This is a genomic window from Merdibacter massiliensis, assembly GCF_900155395.1.
GTDB lineage: Bacteria > Bacillota_I > Bacilli_A > Erysipelotrichales > Erysipelotrichaceae > Merdibacter > Merdibacter massiliensis.
The window spans coordinates 30,316-52,638 of the sequence record NZ_LT699724.1 but is presented as its reverse complement, the minus strand read 5'-3'; the positions used below and the strand labels follow the sequence as shown (position 1 = coordinate 52,638).

General features: G+C 39.1%; 11 protein-coding genes and 1 pseudogene. 4 read left to right on the top strand and 8 right to left on the bottom strand.

What is annotated here, in order from left to right; translation table 11 throughout:
• Positions 1-172 precede the first annotated feature (172 nt).
• On the bottom strand, positions 173-1,867 hold the full coding sequence (locus tag BQ9859_RS05025) for a phosphoenolpyruvate carboxykinase (ATP) (RefSeq protein ID WP_075877142.1): 1,695 nt from the start codon (positions 1,865-1,867) through the stop codon (positions 173-175).
• Between the two features lie 282 nt (positions 1,868-2,149).
• Between BQ9859_RS05025 and BQ9859_RS05020 the strand changes: the two genes are divergently transcribed.
• The 3 genes and pseudogenes from BQ9859_RS05020 (at position 2,150) to BQ9859_RS05010 (ending at position 5,523) form a co-directional block, all read left to right on the top strand.
• A complete protein-coding gene (locus tag BQ9859_RS05020) occupies positions 2,150-2,524 on the top strand; it encodes a helix-turn-helix domain-containing protein (RefSeq protein ID WP_075877141.1) in 375 nt (124 codons plus the stop codon).
• Between the two features lie 189 nt (positions 2,525-2,713).
• Positions 2,714-4,197: pseudogene (locus BQ9859_RS05015) on the top strand (IS1182 family transposase).
• A gap of 111 nt (positions 4,198-4,308) precedes the next feature.
• Positions 4,309-5,523, top strand: coding sequence for an IS256 family transposase (locus tag BQ9859_RS05010; protein WP_075877063.1), 1,215 nt, complete (start codon positions 4,309-4,311; stop codon positions 5,521-5,523).
• 163 nt (positions 5,524-5,686) lie between these two features.
• On the opposite strand, the gene BQ9859_RS05005 is transcribed toward BQ9859_RS05010, so the two are convergent.
• The 3 genes from BQ9859_RS05005 to BQ9859_RS04995 are packed head-to-tail and all read right to left on the bottom strand — an operon-like array spanning position 5,687 to position 9,567.
• The gene (locus BQ9859_RS05005) at positions 5,687-7,375 is read right to left on the bottom strand and encodes a proline--tRNA ligase (protein ID WP_075877140.1); all 1,689 of its coding nucleotides are present in this window, start codon (positions 7,373-7,375) and stop codon (positions 5,687-5,689) included.
• Between the two features lie 16 nt (positions 7,376-7,391).
• Positions 7,392-8,618, bottom strand: coding sequence for a peptidase U32 family protein (locus tag BQ9859_RS05000; RefSeq protein ID WP_075877139.1), 1,227 nt, complete (start codon positions 8,616-8,618; stop codon positions 7,392-7,394).
• Between the two features lie 10 nt (positions 8,619-8,628).
• Entirely contained in the window at positions 8,629-9,567 is a 939-nt protein-coding gene (locus BQ9859_RS04995) for a peptidase U32 family protein (RefSeq protein ID WP_083662683.1), read from the bottom strand.
• A 250-nt stretch (positions 9,568-9,817) separates the two neighbouring features.
• Here BQ9859_RS04995 and BQ9859_RS04990 point away from each other — a divergent pair, with 250 nt between their 5' ends.
• Positions 9,818-11,074 carry an IS110 family RNA-guided transposase gene (locus BQ9859_RS04990; RefSeq protein ID WP_075876229.1) on the top strand — a complete coding sequence of 419 codons (1,257 nt, stop codon included), beginning with the start codon at positions 9,818-9,820 and terminating at the stop codon, positions 11,072-11,074.
• A gap of 149 nt (positions 11,075-11,223) precedes the next feature.
• On the opposite strand, the gene BQ9859_RS04985 is transcribed toward BQ9859_RS04990, so the two are convergent.
• From BQ9859_RS04985 to BQ9859_RS04970, 4 genes are all read right to left on the bottom strand, one after another.
• Entirely contained in the window at positions 11,224-12,501 is a 1,278-nt protein-coding gene (locus BQ9859_RS04985) for an FUSC family protein (RefSeq protein ID WP_075877137.1), read from the bottom strand.
• Positions 12,502-12,543: 42 nt separating this feature from the next.
• Positions 12,544-13,110 (bottom strand): hypothetical protein, encoded by a 567-nt coding sequence (locus tag BQ9859_RS04980; protein ID WP_143404377.1) that lies wholly within the window; start codon positions 13,108-13,110, stop codon positions 12,544-12,546.
• A gap of 160 nt (positions 13,111-13,270) precedes the next feature.
• Entirely contained in the window at positions 13,271-16,780 is a 3,510-nt protein-coding gene (gene nifJ / locus BQ9859_RS04975; RefSeq protein WP_075877135.1) for a pyruvate:ferredoxin (flavodoxin) oxidoreductase, read from the bottom strand.
• A gap of 190 nt (positions 16,781-16,970) precedes the next feature.
• Positions 16,971-22,196 (bottom strand): hypothetical protein, encoded by a 5,226-nt coding sequence (locus BQ9859_RS04970; protein WP_075877134.1) that lies wholly within the window; start codon positions 22,194-22,196, stop codon positions 16,971-16,973.
• Positions 22,197-22,323: the final 127 nt, after the last annotated feature.

The following is a 22,323-nucleotide window of genomic DNA, read 5'->3' as shown; positions in this document are numbered from 1 at the left end:
CTTCGTACACATTATATGATACAATGCATAAGTCAAATATGCAAGATGTAAGAATGAATAAAATTGCGATTTTTACGTAATTTTCATACATTTTTACAAATTTTCCATCACTAGAAAAAACAGGTGTATCCATCTATTTTATATCCACCTGTTTTTTTCATTTTTCGATATTTTAGTGTTTTTCAATAAAGTCCAAAAGTTCTTGCGCAGCTACTTCTAATCCTTCACGTTCTTCTTTATTAAATCCTAAATGAGTATAGATCTCACCGACAAAGACATTATTGTCTTTCAAACATTCAAAGACTTCATCGATCAACGGTTCACAAACTTCCTGTTTCTGCATAGGACCAAATGGATTTGCAAAATATGTTGTTGAGATACCAACTTCCTGCGTAGTTCCTAAAGCCATGCGTTTACCTTGTTTACAAACAGCTTTTGCATCTTCCATATCTGTAAAGCGATGTAGTCCCATCTTGTTATCATAATTATTCGCATAAGCAAATAAATCGATTTTATGGTTCGTTGATACGATATCATAAGGTGCTGCCGGTGTAATAACACGCGCATTCTTTGACTCTGGAGACATGAATACACTTCGATCCATGTCACGATATGGAGTTCCTGGATCCAGATCATCCAAACGAATGAAGGCACCAATTTCTGTTCCTTGTCCATAAGGAACACCATCCTCAATATGAATTGTGCCCATATCATCAAATACGACTTCGATCTTTTTGATTTTTTCATTTCCCAGTGCTTTTAACGCTTCGATTGACTCTGATTTTCCAGCACCAGAATCTCCCATCAGCATAATGCCTTTTTTCTTGCCGTTTTTCAATGTGATATTGACAAAAGCACCATGAATTGGCAGCCAGCCTTTTTTCATCATTGCCAGATTGTGCAGGGTCAATGACATCTTTTTCAGATATCCAAAGTATTCAATACGCTGGTTATAACTTACGCATCCAACCCAGACATCTTCTTCTTCATCATGATAGAATGTCGTCTCATCTTTTCCGTCTTCATTACCAAAGAGACAAATCAAATCTGGTTTTTGTTCACATTCATCGATATTTGCCAACTCAAACAGATTTCCTAATGACACCGCAGAAGCAAAGAAATCACGATGAAAGTAGATAAATGCTAACAAGGAACCAATCTTGCATGGATAACAGAACCAAGTATCACCGTCACCTGTAAAATCAGCAATCGGATTGTCTTTTCGTTCCGTAAACATACCTGTACGTTTATTAGATTTTGGATGCAAGATCATCGGTGTACGCAGCATCACTGAATCGATAAATGGAATGTCTTGCAGACAATCGTATTTTTCGCTCAGCTTCGTTTTGTTCAAACGAACGCTCACCGCAGCATTTGTTCCAGCCTGCATCTGGCGATACACACGATTTTTACGTCCCATGACACGCTCTTCCATCATACGATACAAAGACAGATTCAAATTATTGAAGTTGGAGTCCAATAATACAAAGCTATCTGCTCCTAATGATTGTGCCGTGCCGCTGGAAATAACTGAAAAACGCTGATGTTTTTTCCAGAAGTTATATAGTTCATCTACAAACTCTAATAACTTTGCTTTATCATTCAGATAAATAGATTCAATTTCCTCACAACGGAAAATACGCATCATACGAAATAATTTGATAATTTCAAAAGCTGCTTCACGAGCGCTTCTTCCTTGAAGAGCATAAAGATAAAGATCTTCATCAAATGTCTTCAGATATTCAATATACATTCGCACAAAGTTTGCAAATGTAGACGATGTTAAAAAATCATCTCCATTTTTTGGATACGCTTTGTTGAAATTTATAATCGCGAGATCATCGTTCAAATAAATTGTTTCTTTCATGGTACTCCTCCTTTTGACGTTTTGCACGTTATGCTTATTATACATGATTTCCCATAAAAACAAAATACAAAGAAAGTTTTTTCATTCCGTGTAAGTGTTTTCAAATGCATTTTGTCTTATTTTCTCTACAATTTTATCTTACAATCCTGTTTTTTTCGCTAGCGACGGTTAACAATAAAGGAAAATTATTCCTTTTCTTGAATTGACACTCTTATAAAAATCCAGTACACTTTTTTTGTAATATGTTAGTTAAAGCTAACGATTGTATGAAGGAGTGGTCCTATGGCACTTACCGAAACAAAAAAAAGATATCTTTTAACTATTGCCTTATTGCATTCGAGCCCGCAGCACCCTTTTCGGCCTATCGACCTTGCCATCCAATTAGGTGTATCCAGAGCTAGTGTCAGTCGAATGTTAGTTGAATTTGTAAAAGAAAATTTTTTGATTCAAACCAAGCACATGTATTCCTTATCTCCTGATGGTATGATCAAAATTACACCATTATTGAATCAGTACCATATGTATCGTACTTTTTACAAGGATACGTTAGAGCTGCCCGATTATGAAGCTCAAGAATGTGCCTTGTCTATGTTGTGCTCATTAGATGAAGTTACTTTGAGTCAAGTCAGCAATCAGATAGCAAAAAGGATTTCATAAAAATATGAAGCTTTCAAAAGAAAGCTTCATATCAGACTGTTGACAAAGGAGTCGACAGTCTATTTTTTATATGATAGAATAAAAAAGGCAAAAAGGATTCCTATTTTACCCAAAAACATATGATTCTTTTTGCCTTTTATAATGCTTGAACTGGTATAATAAAAGTGGGTGAAATAGGAGTGATAAGATATGGCAATGACAAGAAGAAACAACAAAAACGATAATATTATATTAAATACGATAGAAGAACTGGTACCACAGGATCATGATGTCAGAATGCTGGAAAGCTGCATTGACTGGAATTTTATCTACCCTCTTGTAGAGAATCTTTACAGCGATGTTGGCAGACCGAGCATAGATCCCGTGGTGCTTTTTAAAATGATCTTCATCAATATCATTTTCGGAATAGGCTCTATGAGAAAGACCTGCAGAGAAATACAGGTAAACCTTGCATATCGCTGGTTTCTGGGGATCTCCATGGATGAAAAGGTACCAAATTATTCTACATGGAGTCAAAATTATATCCGCAGATATAGCGACAGCGAAGTATTTGAAAAAATCTTTGATCATATATTGAAGCAGGCGATCTCTTATGGTTTTGTGGATATGGATAGCGTATATGGAGATTCCACGCATCAAAAGGCAAATGCGAATAAAAACAAGTATACCGACGAAGAAGTTGAAATCATGAAGAAGGTTTATGAAAACGATCTGCTGGAGGAGATAAACAAAGATCGTGAGGAACATGGCAAGAAACCAATCAAAAAGAATGAAAAAGAAGAATTGAATTTTGATGAAAATTAAAGCGGGACATAGAAACAAAATATATAAAAATGAGCAAAACGGATCCGGAAAGCGGCTGTTTCCATAAAGGGGAAAAGGAAAAATGTTTTGCATATTCACATCAAACATTTTGCGACAGAAATGGATTTGTGCTGGCAAGCGTGTGTGTTGCGGGAAACATACATGATAGCGTATCTTTCTTTTCAGCATATAAAGTATTGAAAGAAAAATATACGGATCAGATAAAAAATATATGTCTGGATGCAGGATATCTAACACCGGCAATATGCAAGACGATATTAGAAAATGGACAAAAAATGTATGCACCCTATAAAAGACCGATGACGAAGCAGGGATATTACAAGAAATACGAGTATGTATATGATGAAGGATACGACTGTTATCTGTGTCCGAATCATAAAGTGCTGTCCTACAGCACGACAAACAAGCTTGGATATAAAGAATACAAATCAGATCCAAAAGATTGTGAGAACTGTCCGCTAAGAAAAAGATGCACATCATCAAAGAACTTCCAGAAAGTAGTGACACGGCATGTATGGGAGAAATACCGGGAAGAAGTAATGGATGAGATACGGCATACACCAAAGTGGAAGGAAATCTATCCTAAGCGAAAAGAAAGCATAGAGAGAGTATTCGCAGACTGCAAGGAACATCATACGTTGAGATATACCAGGTTAAGAGGATTAAAAAAAAATCAGCATCAATCGCTGATGATTTTTGCGTGTCATAATCTAAAAAGAATGTCCAAATGGAGATGGAAAAGCATCTCTAAAACCACACAATATTACGTAAAAAATATAATTATTAGCTATTTTAAGAAAAAAGAAAAGCGATACTTATTTATAAGTACCACTTTGTCAACAATCTGATATGAAGCTTTCAAAAGAAAGCTCTCATAGAGAATGTAGAAAAAGATGTGTAAATAGTTGAAAACAGGTAAGAATGAAGATGAATAACGATCTTATCAGGAGGAATTCGACATGAACACATCTTTTATTTCGACACAACAGATCAAGGATCTGATCAATGAACAAAAGTTTACATCTACCAAGGATATCATGGACTGCATGAAGAGCATGTTCGCCGATGTCCTCGAACAAACATTACAAGCTGAAATGGATCAGCATCTCGGTTATGAACATGCGGAAAGAAGAAATGATGATGCTAAAAAGAATTATCGCAACGGTTCCGTTAAAAGGACGATGAAAACACAGCTGGGTGAAGTGGAGGTCAATGTCCCCAGAGACCGCAACGGAGAATTCGAACCAAAGATCATCTCAAAGTATCAGCGCAATGCAGATGGTATCGAGGAACGTATCCTGTCCCTTTATGCTGCTGGCATGTCTACCCGTGAGATCAAGGAGCAGATCAAAGGTCTATATGACGTGGAGATATCGGAAGGACTTGTAAGCAAGATCAGTGAGCGTATCCTTCCTGAGGTGAAACAATGGCAGGATCGCCCTTTAGAAGCCTGCTATCCCTTCGTATTCATGGATGCCATCCATTACAAGATCCGTGAAGATCATCAAGTGGTGACAAAGGCTGCCTATGTGATCCTGGGAATCAATGAGGACGGAATCAAAGAGGTCCTTGGCTTATGGGTAGGTGCCAGCGAATCGGCCAAATACTGGATGGGCGTATTGAATGAGCTGAAAAGCAGAGGGGTACAGAACGTTTCTTTGTTCTGCGTAGACGGCCTTACCGGCTTCAAAGAAGCAATCACGGCTGTTTATCCCAAAGCAAGGATACAGAGATGCATCATTCACCAGATCCGCAGCAGCACACGTTTTGTGAGCTATAAACACATCAAGGAATTTATGAAAGATCTCAAGCAGGTATATCAGGCAAATACAGAAGAACAGGCCATGAGCCAGCTGGCGACATTCAGTGAAAAATGGGAGAAACAATATCCAACAGCGGTGCATAGCTGGGAAGAAAATTGGGACATACTAAGCACGTATTTCGATTATCCCGTGGAAATCCGAAAGATCATCTATACGACAAATGCGATCGAAGGACTAAACCGACAATTCAGAAAAGTGACAAAGACAAAGAATGTATTCCCTAATGATGACAGCTTGAGGAAGATGCTGTATCTGGCTATTCAGAATCTGAGCAGCAGATGGACACAGAGGTGCAGGAACTGGGACCTGATCATCAATCAGCTCAGGATCATGGACAGCAGTGAAGAATGATATGTAATAAAAAACGAAAAAAAGCCGGCATGAAATCAACTCAATGATCATACCGGCTTAAGGGACGAGGACAAAGGTCAGGTGACACCATTCGACTTTCACGGGTCAAAACCTGTCGAATATTACTTACACATGATTGGTCACATTCCCCTCTCATATTTTTTTAGATAAGTTTTTCCAACATCTCTTTGCATTCATCGAGACTGAATTCCTGTTTATTCTGTGTTTTTCGATCAACAAACTCCACTTTGCCATCAACGATGCCACGGCCAACTGTAATGCGGTAAGGAATACCTATTAATTCCATATCTTTAAATTTTACGCCAACTCTTTCATCCCGATCATCCAGCAATACTTCCACACCCATTGCTGTTAATTCATCATACAATTGATAAGCAGCTGTTTTCTGTTGCTCATCCTTCATGGAAACGATGACGATACAAACCGCATATGGAGCAACTGACAATGGCCAAACGATACCATGTTCATCATTATGTTGTTCAACGATGGCAGCCATACAGCGTTCTAATCCAATACCATAAGATCCCATCACAACCGGCTGCAGTTTATTGTTTTTATCCAAGTATTGCAGACCCATCGTTGTAGCGTATTTCGTCCCTAATTTAAACAGATTTCCTACTTCGATACCATGTTCAAATTTTAACTTTCCGCCACATTTCGGACAACAATCTCCTTCATGCACTTGCGCGATATCCGCAATTTTTTCTACTGTAAAATCACGAAGATTGACATTGACATAGTGATGATCGCTCTTGTTTGCTCCAACGATAAAGTTGCGCATATGAGACACTTCCCGATCCATGATCACTGGGCAGTCAATACCGATTGGGCCTGCAAAACCGACACGCGCATGTGTCACGCGCTCCACTTCTGCAAAATCAGCCAATTCCAGTTCATTCGCTCCTAATAATTTTAATGCCTTTGTTTCATTCAATTCCCGATCCCCGCGCAATAAGAAGGCCACTGTCTTACCATCCACACGATAGACAAGCGTTTTTACGAAATCCGTTACTTTTCTTTCGAAGAAAGAAGCTACCTCCTCAATCGTTCTGGCATTCGGTGTTTCCACCATCTCATAAGGAAGCATTTCATCCGTCGCATCATTTGCTGTATCAACGACTTCTGTGATTTCTAGATTACTTGAAAAATCACAATTTTCACAACCAACAACAATATCTTCTCCAATATTCGTAATAGCCTGAAATTCCTCAGACAATAGTCCACCCATTGCTCCAGTGTCTGCCTTAACGATCTTGTAATTTAGATCCATCCGGTCAAAAGAATTACAGTAAGCACGATACATCTTTTGATAAGACACATCCAGGCCCTCTAGATCCACATCAAATGAATATGCATCTTTCATGATAAATTCGCGAACACGAATCAAACCGTAACGCGGTCTGGTTTCATCACGATATTTTGTTTGAATTTGATACAGATTATATGGAAAATCTTTATAGGATCTTCCTTTCATCATTGCTGCTACTGCAAATAATTCTTCATGCGTAGGACCTAGTACATAATTTTTTTGATAACGGTCTTTCAAAGCAAACATATTGGAACCAAAAGCTTCTCTTCGACCGCTTTTTTCATATACATCTTCTAATATCAAAGCAGGCATCAACAATTCCTGAGCACCGCTTTTGTCCATCTCTTCTCGTACAATATTTTCTACCTTGGACAATACCCGTTTTCCCATTGGCATGATCATATAAATACCGCTGCTTGTCTTTTTGATCATACCTGCGCGGACCAACAAATTTCCGCTTCTACTATCTTCATCCTTGGCATCTTCTCGCATCGTATAAAAGAAGCTATTCTTTAATTTCATATTTCTCTCTCCCTTATCAATAAACATTCCGCTGTGTCCGATCATAAACTTTTCGGATCATTGCCTGTGGTTCCAATGGAAGCGCGCTTTTTATTTTAACAATTTGCATCGGCTGATTCAACACGTCTAATGCCGTATCTTCCAAATCATATACTTCTTCGATACGAAAGCGTGTCGATGCTGTGTGAGGGCCGAATACCTCTGCCTCCATATGCGGATAAAAATGATTGCGAACTTGCAATGTTGCAATTTGTGTATGCGCATCATAAGCTAACACATCGGCAATATACTCCTGTGTCACGCCAGCACCATTCACTCCATACAACTGATCATGTGCTTTTGGCATACCTAAATAAAATCCCGGCCCTGTGGGTCGATTTTCCGCCTTGGCAATTTCTTCTTCATAAAAAGCAATTCTCTCTTCACTCAATGCATGTTTTTCCATATATTCATCGATCAGCATACGATAAGCATGCACCACAGTGGCAATATAATAGGCACTTTTCATTCGTCCTTCAATTTTTAAGCTTGCTACTTTTGCATCGATCAGCTGCGGTATAAAACGAACTGCTTGCAAATCCTTGCTGGACATGGAAAATAAGTCATTTGGGTCATGGATGGCCTGATCATTTGCATATACTTCATATTTCCATCGACAGCTTTGCGCACATCCACCGCGATTTGCATCCCGATTTGTCATATGATTCGATAATACACAACGTCCCGAAAAAGAAATACACATTCCTCCATGAATAAACACCTCGACCGGTAATGGAGAGTTAGCAGAAGTGGCTTGGATCTGTTCCAGCGTGCACTCTCTTGCTAATACGACACGATCCATACCCATTTCTTTCCAAAACTGGATAGCAGAAGAATTGGTCGTTGAATGTTGCGTAGAAATATGCACTTCTAAAGAAGGCGCAATTTGTTTGACATACGTGGCAATAGCTGGTGAAGCAACGATCAATGCATGCACACCGGCATCTTCTAAAGCCAAAACATATTCCTTAAGTCCAGGAAGGTCTTCTTCATGAGGCAAAAGATTCAGTGTGACATGCACATGTTTCTCCATGCTCTTTGCAAAAGCTGCGCCTTCCCTGATATCTTGCAAGGTAAAATTACTGGCTCGTGAACGTAAAGAAAACTGCTGCCCGCCAATATAAACAGCATCTGCTCCATATAACAAAGCAATTTTTAAACGTTTCAGATCACCAGCAGGTGCCAGCAATTCAATTTTGTTCATCTCGCTCACCTCACTTTACCAATGTTGTTTTTGTATAATAAAAACCTTCACTGTAATTCTCATCTTTTTGTTCTTTCCATTTTTCTACAATCTCTTCCGCAGCTACTTTTCCCTGCAAAACAGCATGATAATCCTGCAAAGCAGCAATAGTCCATGCATCATCGTGAAAGATACTGTCTATGCGAAAACGTGTTACTCCTGCATCTTGCATCTTCTGAATCTGCGCAAAGCTTTCCAATGTATATTCACTAAAAACATGTGTGCCGCTTTCATCTTCTATAATTGGCATCCGCTGCGTCCGTGTAGACTCTTGCAATTGGAGATCTCGACGATCTTTGACCCTTTCCTTTTTTCCAATAAATGAAAAATAACTGCTCAGCAAAGGACGACGGCTATGCATGATAGAAAATCTGCCATGCACCAGCACCTCGCATCCATCCACATTAGATGCAATCTGCTGGATTTCTGCTAAAGTGATCTCTCTAGATAGAGAAACAGCCACGCACCCTTGTGAGAGATAAAAAGCAACATCTTTCTGATTTGCAATCAGAGTGTCCGGCTGATAGACAAAGCAGGAAGACATCTGCAATCGCGCCCCTTCATAGAGAACACCTTCATCCGCAAAATAAATATGATCTATTTTGCATTCCTTCAAAAACTTTAAAAATGCCCGTAGAGCAGGCAATTCATCTTCCATAAAAAAACGCGTACAATTTATCGCTGCCAATAATCCCCGGCTATGGATTTCATTTATGATATCCTGCAATTCCTCAATTGCAAATAAATGTGCTCCCCGCAACGAAAAGAATGGGACAGAGAGAAGGATCTCATCTGCTCCTGCATCTTTTAATTGTTTGATTGATTTTTTCTCATGCAGAGTTACGACCCATTTGCTCATATATTCCTCCATTTCCCCGCGCCTAAGGTCGCGCGGACACAAATATTTCATCAATAAATCTCACACGTCTCATTTTTTCGTGTTACCATATAAGAGAGGTGGTACACTACAGAGCACGTGGAGGTGAGTAGGAATTCTACTCAATTGAATATCCTGTATATATATAAGTTGCCGTCATCATCTCAAGCACAAATAAGTAGGACTTTGAGCCTGGACACTTATGATTGTTCAATCAACTGTTGTCGATTCGCTTTGATGACAGTCAATGCCACCTCTCCTTTTGCATGAAAGGAGTTTTTTTATGGTAATGAAAATCGTTCGTTTCAACTGTTGTGGCATGGATGTTCACAAAAACCTGGTTGTCGCTACTATTGGGATCACCGATAGAAAGACCAACATTACAGAATACTTCCAACGATCCTTCTCCACTTTAAACTCCGACCTATACCGTTTAAAGGATTGGCTGCGATCTCATCACTGTTCTGATGTCTGTATGGAGTCTACCGGTAAATACTGGATCCCGATCTTTAACATTCTTGAAGATGAGACCAATGTCCATTTAACTCACCCCAAGTATGTCAAAGCCATCAAAGGCAAGAAGACAGATAAGAAAGATTCCAAATGGATCTGTGATCTCTTCAAACATGATCTGATCAAGTTTTCGTTTATCCCTCCCAAAGAAATTCGGGAGATGCGTGAGATCGCACGTTACAGATACAAACTGGTCTGCATGCGTTCTTCAGAACGGAATCGTTATCAAAACTGTATGACCATTTCTAATGTCGGTCTGGCTTCTGTTGTTTCAGATCCTTTTGGCAAGACGGCTTCCAACATTATGAAAGAAGTCATGAAATCCAATGTGATCGATGATGACAAGATCCTAAAGCTCGTTCACAAAAACTGTAAGAACAAAGATAAGATACTGGACTCTCTTCATGGCTATCACATTGAATCGGATCAACGATTCAAGATGGAAAAATCTTTGGATCATATGGAATATTTAGATCAGCTCATTGATTCATGCGAAGTGGAATTGATTAAGCGTGCGTATCCTTTTCGCAGATCTTTTCAGCACATCACACAAATAAAAGGAATCAGTGCTTTATCTGCTATTCTTATCATCTCTGAAATAGGAATTGATATGTCTCAGTTCGAATCCGACAAACAGCTTGTCAGTTGGGCCGGACTTTCTCCTGCCAACAACGAGAGTGCCGGCAAGAAAAAGTCAGTCCGTATCTCAAAAGCTGGACAGTATCTCAAACCTCTGCTTGTCCAATGTGCTTTATCGGCCATCAAAGATAAGACATCTTATTTTGGAAGAAAGTATTCCAATATCAAGAAACGACGAGGTCATAAGAAAGCAATCATTGCGATCGCACGCATGATGCTGGTCAGCATCTACCACATGATCCTTACAGGAGAAGAATTTAATCCATGTGACCATGAATCCTTTATGGATCCAAAACCAAACGCCAATCCTTCACTTACAGTTGAAAAAGCATTGAACTTTTTAAAACAATCTGGCATTGATATTTCTTCTATTCCAGTCAACTTATAAATTTTTTCGATATCTTTTACCTCCTGTTTTTAAGTCGGCCCTTTTTGCGCATTTTTATTCACACTTCCACCTCTTCAAAATGTACTCCCATTATAACACATTCCTTCCAAAAGCTAAGTGAAATTTATGCTTTCTAAAAAATACTGCTTCTAAACGTTTGTCCCCCAGAATTTCTTTCGTATATGATGAAGAGAAGACAGCTTCTGATAAGGATAACTAGAGATCAGTTGTTTTACCTCTTTTGCAGGATCTGCATAAACATATACTATATCTGCTGACGCAAACAATTGTTTTTGTGCCAATTGTCTGGTGATCACACACAATTGCTGATGATCCTCATAGTCGAAGGAATCCATCAACATGCACGATTTTTCAATAATGACTATATAAACATACTGTTCCTGTGTGATCGTGTATACTTGAATCCCATCAATTCTATCCAGCCTCTGCTTTACGATATCTATTTGTTCGACAGGAACATATGCAGTCATTGCACTGACTTCCTTCACCTTTGCCGATACGTCCATGACACATGCATGACCAGGCGTCTTACGTAAAGCTTTCCATAAGTGACAACTCTGCGCATCTTGCAATTCTCCACGGACATAAACATGCAGAATATCCTCTAACACACGATAAGCAAAAACTGTTACCTGCTGTTCATCCAACATTTTCAACAGCTGGTCTGTTACAGTATCTGGCAATACAGCCGTTGTCCTGTAATGATCGTTCTTTTTATCATATAATAAACCGCCATAAAACAATATGATTTGTTTAGTATCAAATAGATCGAGCAGACTGGAATAGCAGGCTAAAGGATATGGTGTATGCAAAGCAAATTGCACACCTTGTTCCTGGAGACGGCGAAAAGTGATTCTTTCCTGATGCCGATGGTCTAAATCAAAAACAGTTAAGTCACATAAATAAAACCGATGATGGCTGCGTATCATCGGAAGATGCAAACGATTGACCAGATAAGCGATTGCAATACCAATTAAAGTATCTAAAATCCGATTACATGCGAATAGATAAGGATTTGCATCATGAATATGAGAAATAGTGATGCTCATAAAGACGACGCATGATATATAAGACGCACTGGTTTGTTTCAACAATACTGTCGTATAAATGATTGGAATGATCAATACAGAAATCAAAACAGCATGAAAAAGCCAGTGATCGATTCCTGCTGCCTGTTCGATCAATAAACCAATTAGTCCAAAGAAGCCACCGTTAAAAGTTCCGATCACTCGATTACGGCCTGTTTTGATCGTAGAAGCGGTATCTTTCTGCATACATAAAACGGCAGCAATGCATGAATAAAACACAACACCCTGCCCTTGCCGAAACTCATTGACCAATAGACATAAAAAAACCGCAATTGCTGATTTTATGATTCGTTTCCCTATATGAGGCAATGAAAGCATAAGGTCCTCCTTTTTCACTCCCCCTATTATAAAGACAAATCTTTACCCATGCAAGTGAAAACGTTCCATCATCTTGCCGACTGGCATCTGCATCCAAAGAGCATTCGCAGCCGTTATTGCAGACAACGGCGTTTTTAAAAGCAATATTTTTTCTTCTTTTGCCTTGTTGATCAAAGATTGGCTCACAAAGTCACAATGAGCCAGAACGATACAGCTTGCTTCGCTTTCTAATATAGAGGAAAGTCTTTCTTTATTATTTTCTATGATTACCAATGCATGATGAAAATCAAATGCTTGCTTATCAGGAAGACAAATAAAATGTTTGATCAAAGATACATGCAAAGGCGAAGCAACCACCTCCCCTTGCATTGCTTTTTGTATCTCTTTCCATTCAAATTGTTCAATCAGATGATCACAAAACTTGATATCTCTTGTTAATAGCCGTAACAGATGACACAAAGGAACATATCCAATATCTTTTCCATCCTTATCTTGCACAATAATCTTATCAATATCCTTGCAATGCAGATGTTCATATATCGTTTTAATTGTCGTGTCACGATCGACATATAGACAATGGTCTTCTATGCTTGGATAAAACATACGCATACGATCATCCTCCCACACTTTATATTTCCCCCATTGAAGCTGACTATGCAAAACATGCAGCGATACATCTGTCATTTTTAAAGAATGAAATTTTTCGGTTCCCCTATATTCCCATAAAACTATAAAAAAGATGAGCCGATATCAGCTCATCTTTTATCGATTAAATGTGTTCTTCAGCAAGTGCTTTCAAACGATTACGACGTTTCATAGCGTCTTTCTTCGTCTTTTCAAACATCTCGTATGCTGTTTCACCTTTTAATTTAGGCAATTGAGAGAAACGAGTTTCACTCATCATGAAGTCTAACATCTTATCGTAATCTGGATCTTTAGAGTCAATTGTAAGTGGAGTCTCTAGATCAGGATTGTAACGATACAGATCAACATAACCACATTCTACAGCTTTTGCCTGTGTCTTTTGATGGTTGCTCAATCCACCCTTGATACCATGTTCTGCACAAGGGCTGTAAGCTAAGATCAAAGATGGTCCGTTGTAAGCTTCTGCTTCTTTGATAGCTTTCAATGTCTGGTTCTTGTTAGCTCCCATTGCAATGCTGGCAACATATACATGTCCATAAGCCATTGCAATCTGTCCAAGATCTTTCTTGGCAGTTGTCTTACCACCAGCAGCAAATTTAGCAATACTTGCAGCCTGAGATGATTTAGAAGACTGACCACCAGTGTTAGAATAAACTTCTGTATCCAATACAAGGACATTTACATTCAGATCATTTGCTAATACATGATCCAATCCTCCATATCCGATATCATAAGCCCATCCGTCACCGCCGACGATCCAGATTGATTTGCTGATCAAATCTAAGTTAGCTAATTCTTTTACTTCAGCAATGTCTGATTTAGCAGCTAATTCTTTGATCGTTGGAGCAACTTCACGTTCTGCATCACGATTGCCATGTACTTCGATATATTTTGTGAATGCTTCTTTCAAAGCAGGTTCAACATTTTCCATGTTGTCTTCCATTACTTTTAAGATATGTGCTTCTTTATAATTTTGAGCAAGAGCCATACCATAGCCGAATTCAGCATTGTCTTCGAACAATGAGTTAGCCCAAGCAACACCTTCTCCATTCTTATCATTTACAAATGGTGTAGAAGGAGTAGAAGAACAGTAGATCATTGAGCATCCTGTAGCGTTAGCTACTAACATGTCGCGACCGAATAATTGTGATACTAATTTATAGTATGGAGTTTCACCGCAACCTGGGCAAGAACCTGATACTTCAAAGTAAGGCATCAGGAACTGAGAACCTTTTACCGTATCCGTTGAGAAGTAATTGCTCTTATATTCTGTGTGTTTGAACAGATAATCAGCCAATGGTTCTTCATCCAATTTAACATTGATATCCACCATTTCCAATGCTTTGTTACCAGCTTTGCCTGGACATTCAACAGCACACAATCCACAACCAACACAGTTTGCTGGAGAAACCTGAATACGATATTTCAAGTTTTCTACACCTTTACCCATTGCCTGGATCGTATCAAATTCCATTGGAGCATTAGCAACTTCTTCGTCAGTCAACAAGAATGGACGAATCGTAGCATGCGGACAAACATAAGAACAGATACCACATTGGATACAGTTCTCTGGATGCCATGTTGGAACCTGAACCGCAATTGTACGTTTTTCTTCAAATGCAACATTATTGCGGATAGAACCATCCAGCAAGTTGTATTTTGTAAATGCAGACACAGGCATATCGTAACCTTCCAAGCCGTTGATAACAGCTACATGGTTATCGAAGTATTCGTCACCTGTCAATTTGCGGTTAGCATCGTATGGCAATTCTGCCCAGCTTGGATCAACAGGAATTTCTTCCATTCCATCTTTACCGGCATCAATAGCCTTGTAGTTTAACTGTACGATTGCATCACCTTTTTTACCATAGGACTTCTTAGCAAATGCTTTCATCAATTCCAAAGAAGTTTCCAATGGCATGATCTGCTCATTCAATGCGAAGAACGCAGACTGCAGGATCGTATTTGTACGACGTCCCATACCGATTTCTTGTGCAATCTTTGTTGCATTGATGATATACAGTTTTGCATGTTTCTTAGCCAACTGTGCTTTCATGCGGTTTGGCATGTGATGAACGATCTCATCTTTTGAGAACGTTGTATTCAACAGGAATGTACCTCCATCTTTCAAGTTGCGTACCATGTCATATTTGAACATGTAGGCATCCAATGAACAAGAGATAAAATCTGCATTGTTAATATAATAAGTAGAGCGAATTGGAGAGTTGCCGAAACGTAAGTGAGAACGTGTAACACCTCCGGCTTTCTTAGAATCATATGCAAAATATGCCTGTGCATATTGATCAGTGTTATCACCAATGATCTTTACAGTTGATTTATTTGCTGAAACTGTACCATCTGATCCAAGACCCCAGAACAAGCATGATGTATAATCACCATTGATCTGGAAGCTTTCATCTGCAGGCAAGCTCAAGTGTGTCAGATCATCTTCAATACCGATCGTGAAGCCATGGATCATCTTATCTTCTTTCAAGTGATCAAATACAGCTTTCACATGGCAAGGTTGTGTATCTTTAGAACCTAAACCATAACGACCGCCGATAATTTCGATATCTTTACGATCTTTCAGTGCTGCAACAACATCCAGGTACAGAGGTTCACCCATTGCACCGGATTCTTTTGTACGATCCAATACAGCAATTTTCTTAACTGTAGCAGGCATCACTTTGAACATATATTCTGGTGCGAACGGACGATACAAATGAACTTTGATCATACCAACTTTTTCACCCTGTGCCATCAAAGCATCAATTGTTTCATGAGCCGTTTCTGTAATAGAACCCATTGCAATGATGATGCGTTCAGCATCAGGAGCACCATAATAAGTAAATGGAGCATAATGACGACCTGTGATCTCAGAAATCTTTTCCATGTAGTCTGCAACGATTGCAGGAACTTTTGCATAGTGTTCATTACGAGCTTCCATACCTTGGAAGTAAATATCGTCGTTTTCAGCACCACCACGAGTTACTGGATTTGTGTGCGGATTCAACGCACGTTTACGGAATGCTTCCAATGCATCGTAATCGATCAGGTCTTTATATAATTCTGTATCGAAAACTTCTACTTTTTGAATCTCATGAGATGTACGGAAACCATCAAAGAAATGAATGAAAGGAACACTTGCTTTAATTGCAGCCAAGTGTGCAACACCAGCAAGATCCATTGCTTCCTGTACTGAATGAGAAGCTAACATACATACACCAGTCTGACGGCAAGCGTAAATATCCTGATGGTCACCAAAAATATTCAGTGAACGTGATGCGATTGCACGAGCAGATACGTGCAATACACCTGGTAAGCACTCACCAACCATCTTATAAATGTTTGGAATCATCAACAACAGACCCTGAGATGCAGTGAAAGTTGTAGCTAATGCACCAGCCTGCAATGCACCGTGAACAGCACCAGCTGCTCCACCTTCGGACTGTAATTCAGCAACTTTTACAACGCTGCCGAAGATGTTCTTGCGCCCTTGATTTGCCCATACATCAACAACCTCTGCCATTGGAGAGGAAGGAGTGATTGGGTAAATAGCGCTTAGCTCGGTAAACGCATACGCATTATGCGCAGTGGCAGTATTACCATCCATTGACATAAATGTCTTTGCCATTTGAAATTTTCCTCCTTGCGTAAACTTTACTTAATCATTATAGAACGAAATGTTTGTTTTTTAAAGTTTTTTTTGCAAATTTCCTTTGTCTATTTCCCGTTTATTTTACAAAGCACATAAACTGGGGAAAGACTGTGAAATCTTCCTTGCGAAAAAAAAGGCAGAGAAATATTCTCTGCCGGCAAACGCTTTATAAGACCAATCGTGTCGTCGATCTTTTATTCAATGAGTCTACAAGAATCACATTGATCTGATGCATCGTTGAGCTTTGGATATTGATCTTGCATTCTTTTTGTTCACTGCCGCCATCAATTTGAAAGATGCACTCTTTCGTAGCAGAGATAGCATAACATCCATACTGTAATTGTGATATCGCTGCTTGATAATCATTTTCTTTCGATAAAGTGACTTTTTGATTTCCCACTGTCAGCACCATTTCATCTATATTTTCTGGATGACACAGATATCCTCTTTCATCTTTTGACCAAAGCCGAAACTGGATGCCTCCCTTTTGTTCTTCTTGTTCCTCTTTTGTGATAAAACTTGGAATTTGCCAATCTTCTTTAGCTGGCGAAACAATGACACAATGAGCATCCTTTGCAAACACGATTGTACAGTAGGAACGTTTCGATTGCCCATCTAATGCATAAAGATACTGACCTTCTTTTGCAAAAAGACTATATCGCCCGGAATCGATCTGCTCTATTTCTTGTTGAAACTGATTAGCAGGGTCCAGCAGAATTGTTTTTTCCATACCCGCTTTTTGCAAGATCAATTCCAACGGCTGTTCTATTTCTTCACCCTTTACAAGCAATGTAGAGGTGCCTGTCTTTAACAATGGCAAGATTGCTACAACCGCATGTGCATCACCATCTACAGTGAACGCAGCATGCTGTGTCTCACTTTTTCCATCCACACGATAAGTCACATTTTGATCTTGATACTGTGTAACCACATACTGTCCATCTTCGAGACCTGTTATTGTTGTTTCATATCCGTTTCCTGCATCCAAACATACTTGTTTTTCAAAACCTGGCCGCGTGATCAGAAAGAACCATGTTCCCCCATCATTTCCATTTAAATCATCAACTTTTGCTTGCAGTCGTACGCTGCCTTTCGCTCTATTATCATCAAACAAAATATTGACATGTACTTCTGCAGATTCCAATGCTATTTCACCATTTGAAATCGTTTGTTCCCCTATTTGGTAAACAGCACTCTGATTTCCTGCTGTCTTTAATTGGTAGCTTCCTTGCTGTAAATGATCGATCATCCCCAGCCATTGATTTCCCTCGTTCAATAATAGATCCCATTGCTGTTCATCATGTGCCACATTGACCCAGACGCTAAAGGAAGTATCCGGTTTTTCTTTTCTCTTTCCATCCCATTTCCAAGCTTCAATAAGCAACATGCCTTTTGATAGATCCTCTGTTTTTTCAATGATCTTGATATTGTGCATATCCTGATCCACATTAACAACAGCTTTTGTTTCTTCCTTTCCATCCACTAAATAACAATAATTTCCTGTACTTTCACCTAATAGTTCATATCTTCCCTTTTCTAATCCCGTTATTTTCTCTCTCCAAGCATTCTCTTTCTCTAATTGTATGGAATGCATGGACTGTTCGCCCTGCAATACCATCGATAACACAGTGGAATCAAAGGGAGGTTTCAAACAGTCACAATCTAGATCTTGGCGGTATCCTTGTATATACAAAGTACCTGTTTGCTTCACTCTTTCTTTAAATACAAATGTGATCTTACAATCTTGTGTGATCTCATACTGTGCAATTGCTCTTTGTTGTCCATTCACCAAAGTATGGTCATATAAAGCATATGCATTGTTATTTACAAAGAACTCATATGTTCCTTTCGTTACCCTTTGCTGTATCTGGAACTGATTTTCTTTGCAAAAAGCTAACATTTCATAGAACTGTTTGCCAATCATACGCACAGTAAAAAGCGCATCATCAGCAATTTCTATATTCGAACCTTGAGCGTTCTTTATCTGTATATTCATTGTAAGCAAAGGACGTGTATCCTGTTCCTGCAACACTGCCTGTATTTTCACCAGAGAGCATTCCACTTTAAAAGTGATCGCATTGTAACTTTGCATCTCGTTTAAATAAAAACAAACCGTCTGATCAAGAGAACGCAGCGTATATTCACCTGCCGGCAAACATCGCAATTGTTGATGCCATTCATTTTCCGCATCTAAACAAATTGCCGTTTGTTCTTTTTGACTAATCAATTGCAGATGAAGACTCTGATTTGTACATTCATAGAATGTATCTTCCTTTTGACAGCAGCCGTTAATTTCGAGTATGCCCCCTGCTGCTTTCTCGATGATCACTGCTTCATAACTGCCGTTTTGTATCTGAAAACAACCATTTTCAGCAAATTTTCCATTGACTTTGATTTGCGCGTAAGGATCTTGTTCATCCTGTATGCAAATCATGCCAAAAGGGAGATCATACAGCGTATATGTGAATTGATTAGCTGCATTTAAAACCACCTCTTGCTCGCCAAGAACACTTTGCACACGAATGTAACTTATTCCTGCCGTCTCTAATTCATAAGCTCCTTGCCTATTTTCGATAAACTTGTGTAAGACCAACGTATTATCACAATGTTCTTTGATCAATACGACATAAACATCTTCCTGTTCAACAGCAAACTTTCCTTGTTCATAAACACAGCCGTTGATTTCAAATAAGATGCGCTGCCCCCCTTGGAGACGAATCTCATAAGTCCCTGGTAAAATACCTTCTATCAATAATTCTTGTCCATCATTCGCCAAAGTATACATGCTATGCATGTCATTTCCGATCAATGCAAAGGAAAGCTGATCACAACACAATTCTTCATTTTGATACATTATATGCAAACAAGGCATCACTGGAAACGCATCTATTACTTCCAAGTGCATATCGCACGCATCCAGATAAATCGTACCATTTTCTACTACTTCTCCGTTTACTTTCCAGCAGCATGGTTCTTCCCCTATCTCACAAAGCGTGTATTCTCCTTTTTGCAGATCATCAAATACAACAGTAAATCCATTATCCGCATTTAATTCAAATGGTACTTCTATCCCGCATCCGCACAACTGCATCGAATAGCTTGCATCCTGTGGAGGAATATGCAAGCATCCTTGTTCATCTACACATTTCTTTTCGACAGACAATATACCATCATGACAATGAAACTGATCGATCAAGCGGATAGAATGGTTCTTTCCATCCAGAACAACCATTGCACCGGCACATATCTGGTCATCCACCTGATAAAGCACATGATATCCCATTGTATCTTTTTGGATGATTCGCACATAATCTCCCTGCAAACCAGCAAGGATTGCCTGCCAGCGATTGCTTTCATTCAACGAAATTTCTTTGTAGCAGTGATCCCCTTCTATTATGACGATTGCTTCAAATGAAGCATCTGGAGTTACAAGCTGATGCTGACAATCGACGATACAAATAGAGAAATGAAGCGTTGTAGCGGATAAGAGCGGGTTGATGATCTTCACTTCTTGCAAATCCTTTTGCACCTGAACCAACGCATCTTCGCTAAAGACCCCATTAATAAGATAACGTTCATTTCCTCCATACAGTTCTTCTATTCGATAGATACCGTAAGCTAATCCTTCTACATACACACACCATTGATTTTCAACATTTAACACCACTTCTTGTCGGGTCTTTTCACCTGTGATACAGACCGTATAACGCTCCATACACGATGGATGCATCCAATGGCCATGCTCATTTTCAATCCATTTTTCAATACGTATGCTACCACAATCTTCTTCTTTTAGATTTAATATGCGTATCTCATGCAGTCTTCCATCATCAATCACAACTCTTGCATGATGGCTCCATTCCCCTTGATCCACGCTATATAATACATGTTCTCCCTCTACTTCACGAATATCATAGCATCCTTTCGCCAGATCCTGTAACAAGACACAATAGGCATTTTCTTCTTTTAACATCAGTATTTCTTGATAGGCAAAGGAATGCAGACGAATTGCAAAACAAGCATGATTACTTGGACGCGTCAAATTGCCATTTTCATCTTCTTCATATTTGCAGATCTGCAATTTCCCATTCCGTTTTGTCTCATTGACCAACAGGATATCTGCCCCTTTGCAAGGCCCGATTTCGATACAGCCGTCTAATACAGGCGTTCCATCGCTAAATTGGATCGTGCTGGTATACTCTTTTGCATCTAATTCCTTGATCTGATAACAGCCAGGGCATAAATCTGCCAGCTCTGCACAAAAATGATTCTCTTTCGTCAGATAAAAGGAATAAGCTGTTCCACATCCGGCAACATTTACTACAAAGCAGTCAGCTTCTTTTGGCATAGTCAGAGTGCCGCCCTCCGTTTTGATCCGTTTGCGAATACGAAAAGATGGCCGAAAAAATGTAGAATTCTTTTGATAGAGAATATCTACCTGCACACATTCATCTTGTATCGCAACGTCTCCGCTCAAGTTTGCTTCTCCATCAACTTCATACAAGATCGTGTAGCCATTGGCATCATGCGCTTTGATAGTGTACATGCCCGGTGTCAAATCATATAAAACAATGGCAAAATCATTCATTTCATTCAAATTTACTGTCTGTACATCATCATTTCCCGCAATTTCTACTTGAAAATAACAATCTTTAGGTGTTGTCAACACACATTGTTCATCCATCACAAATACTTTTATTTGCAATGCTGCTTTTTCTTGTGTCTGTTCTAAGAGCATAAGGGAATGCTCTTCTTTTTCTAACGCTAAAGCAGTCTCCATCCTTGTATCATCTAAATATGCCTGCGTATTGTCATGAGCAATGAGAGAATACTCGCCTTTCGGCAGTTTCAATACCGTTTCATAGTGATTGTAAGCATTGAGTTCTACCCATTGGCGGCTCTTGTTCGAAACAAATTCATACTGATAGATACGATCCCCTTTTGGCAAATGCTGTCCAGAAGTTCCTTCTTCCAATACATGAATATGAAGTTGACAAACATCTCTAAACAGCTGCATGGTAAGTTCCTTGACTGGTGTTTCTTCTGTTAATTGAAATCGAATTTGGTTTCCATCTACATTCTCTCCGTCTATGATTGTATGAATACAGCAACGATCATCTTCTTTGATAACATGCTGTGTTCCATTGACCAAAGATAGTGTATACCAGTCAAGCGGTAAATGCTGTACCTTGATTTCTGCCGTATCATCCACAAATGATAATTTCTGTATGATCATACCACCGTTCGCCTGGCTGATCAAAACTTGTATCTCATCTTCATTTTCCATAGGAAAACTATCATCTTTATGAACGATCAGCCGAAATCCGGCTATCATGGATGCAGTACATGTCTGCAAAAAAGCAGGTCCTTGTATTTTTCGATATCTCTGCATACAGATCCTCCTTGTCCCCGGCATATTCGCCTATTGCACACTTCAGTATATGTAGAGACATCCATTTTGATAGCCTTTTTTTTCATATTCATAAAAAAAAGAGGCTGTAACGAAATAGAAGATTTTA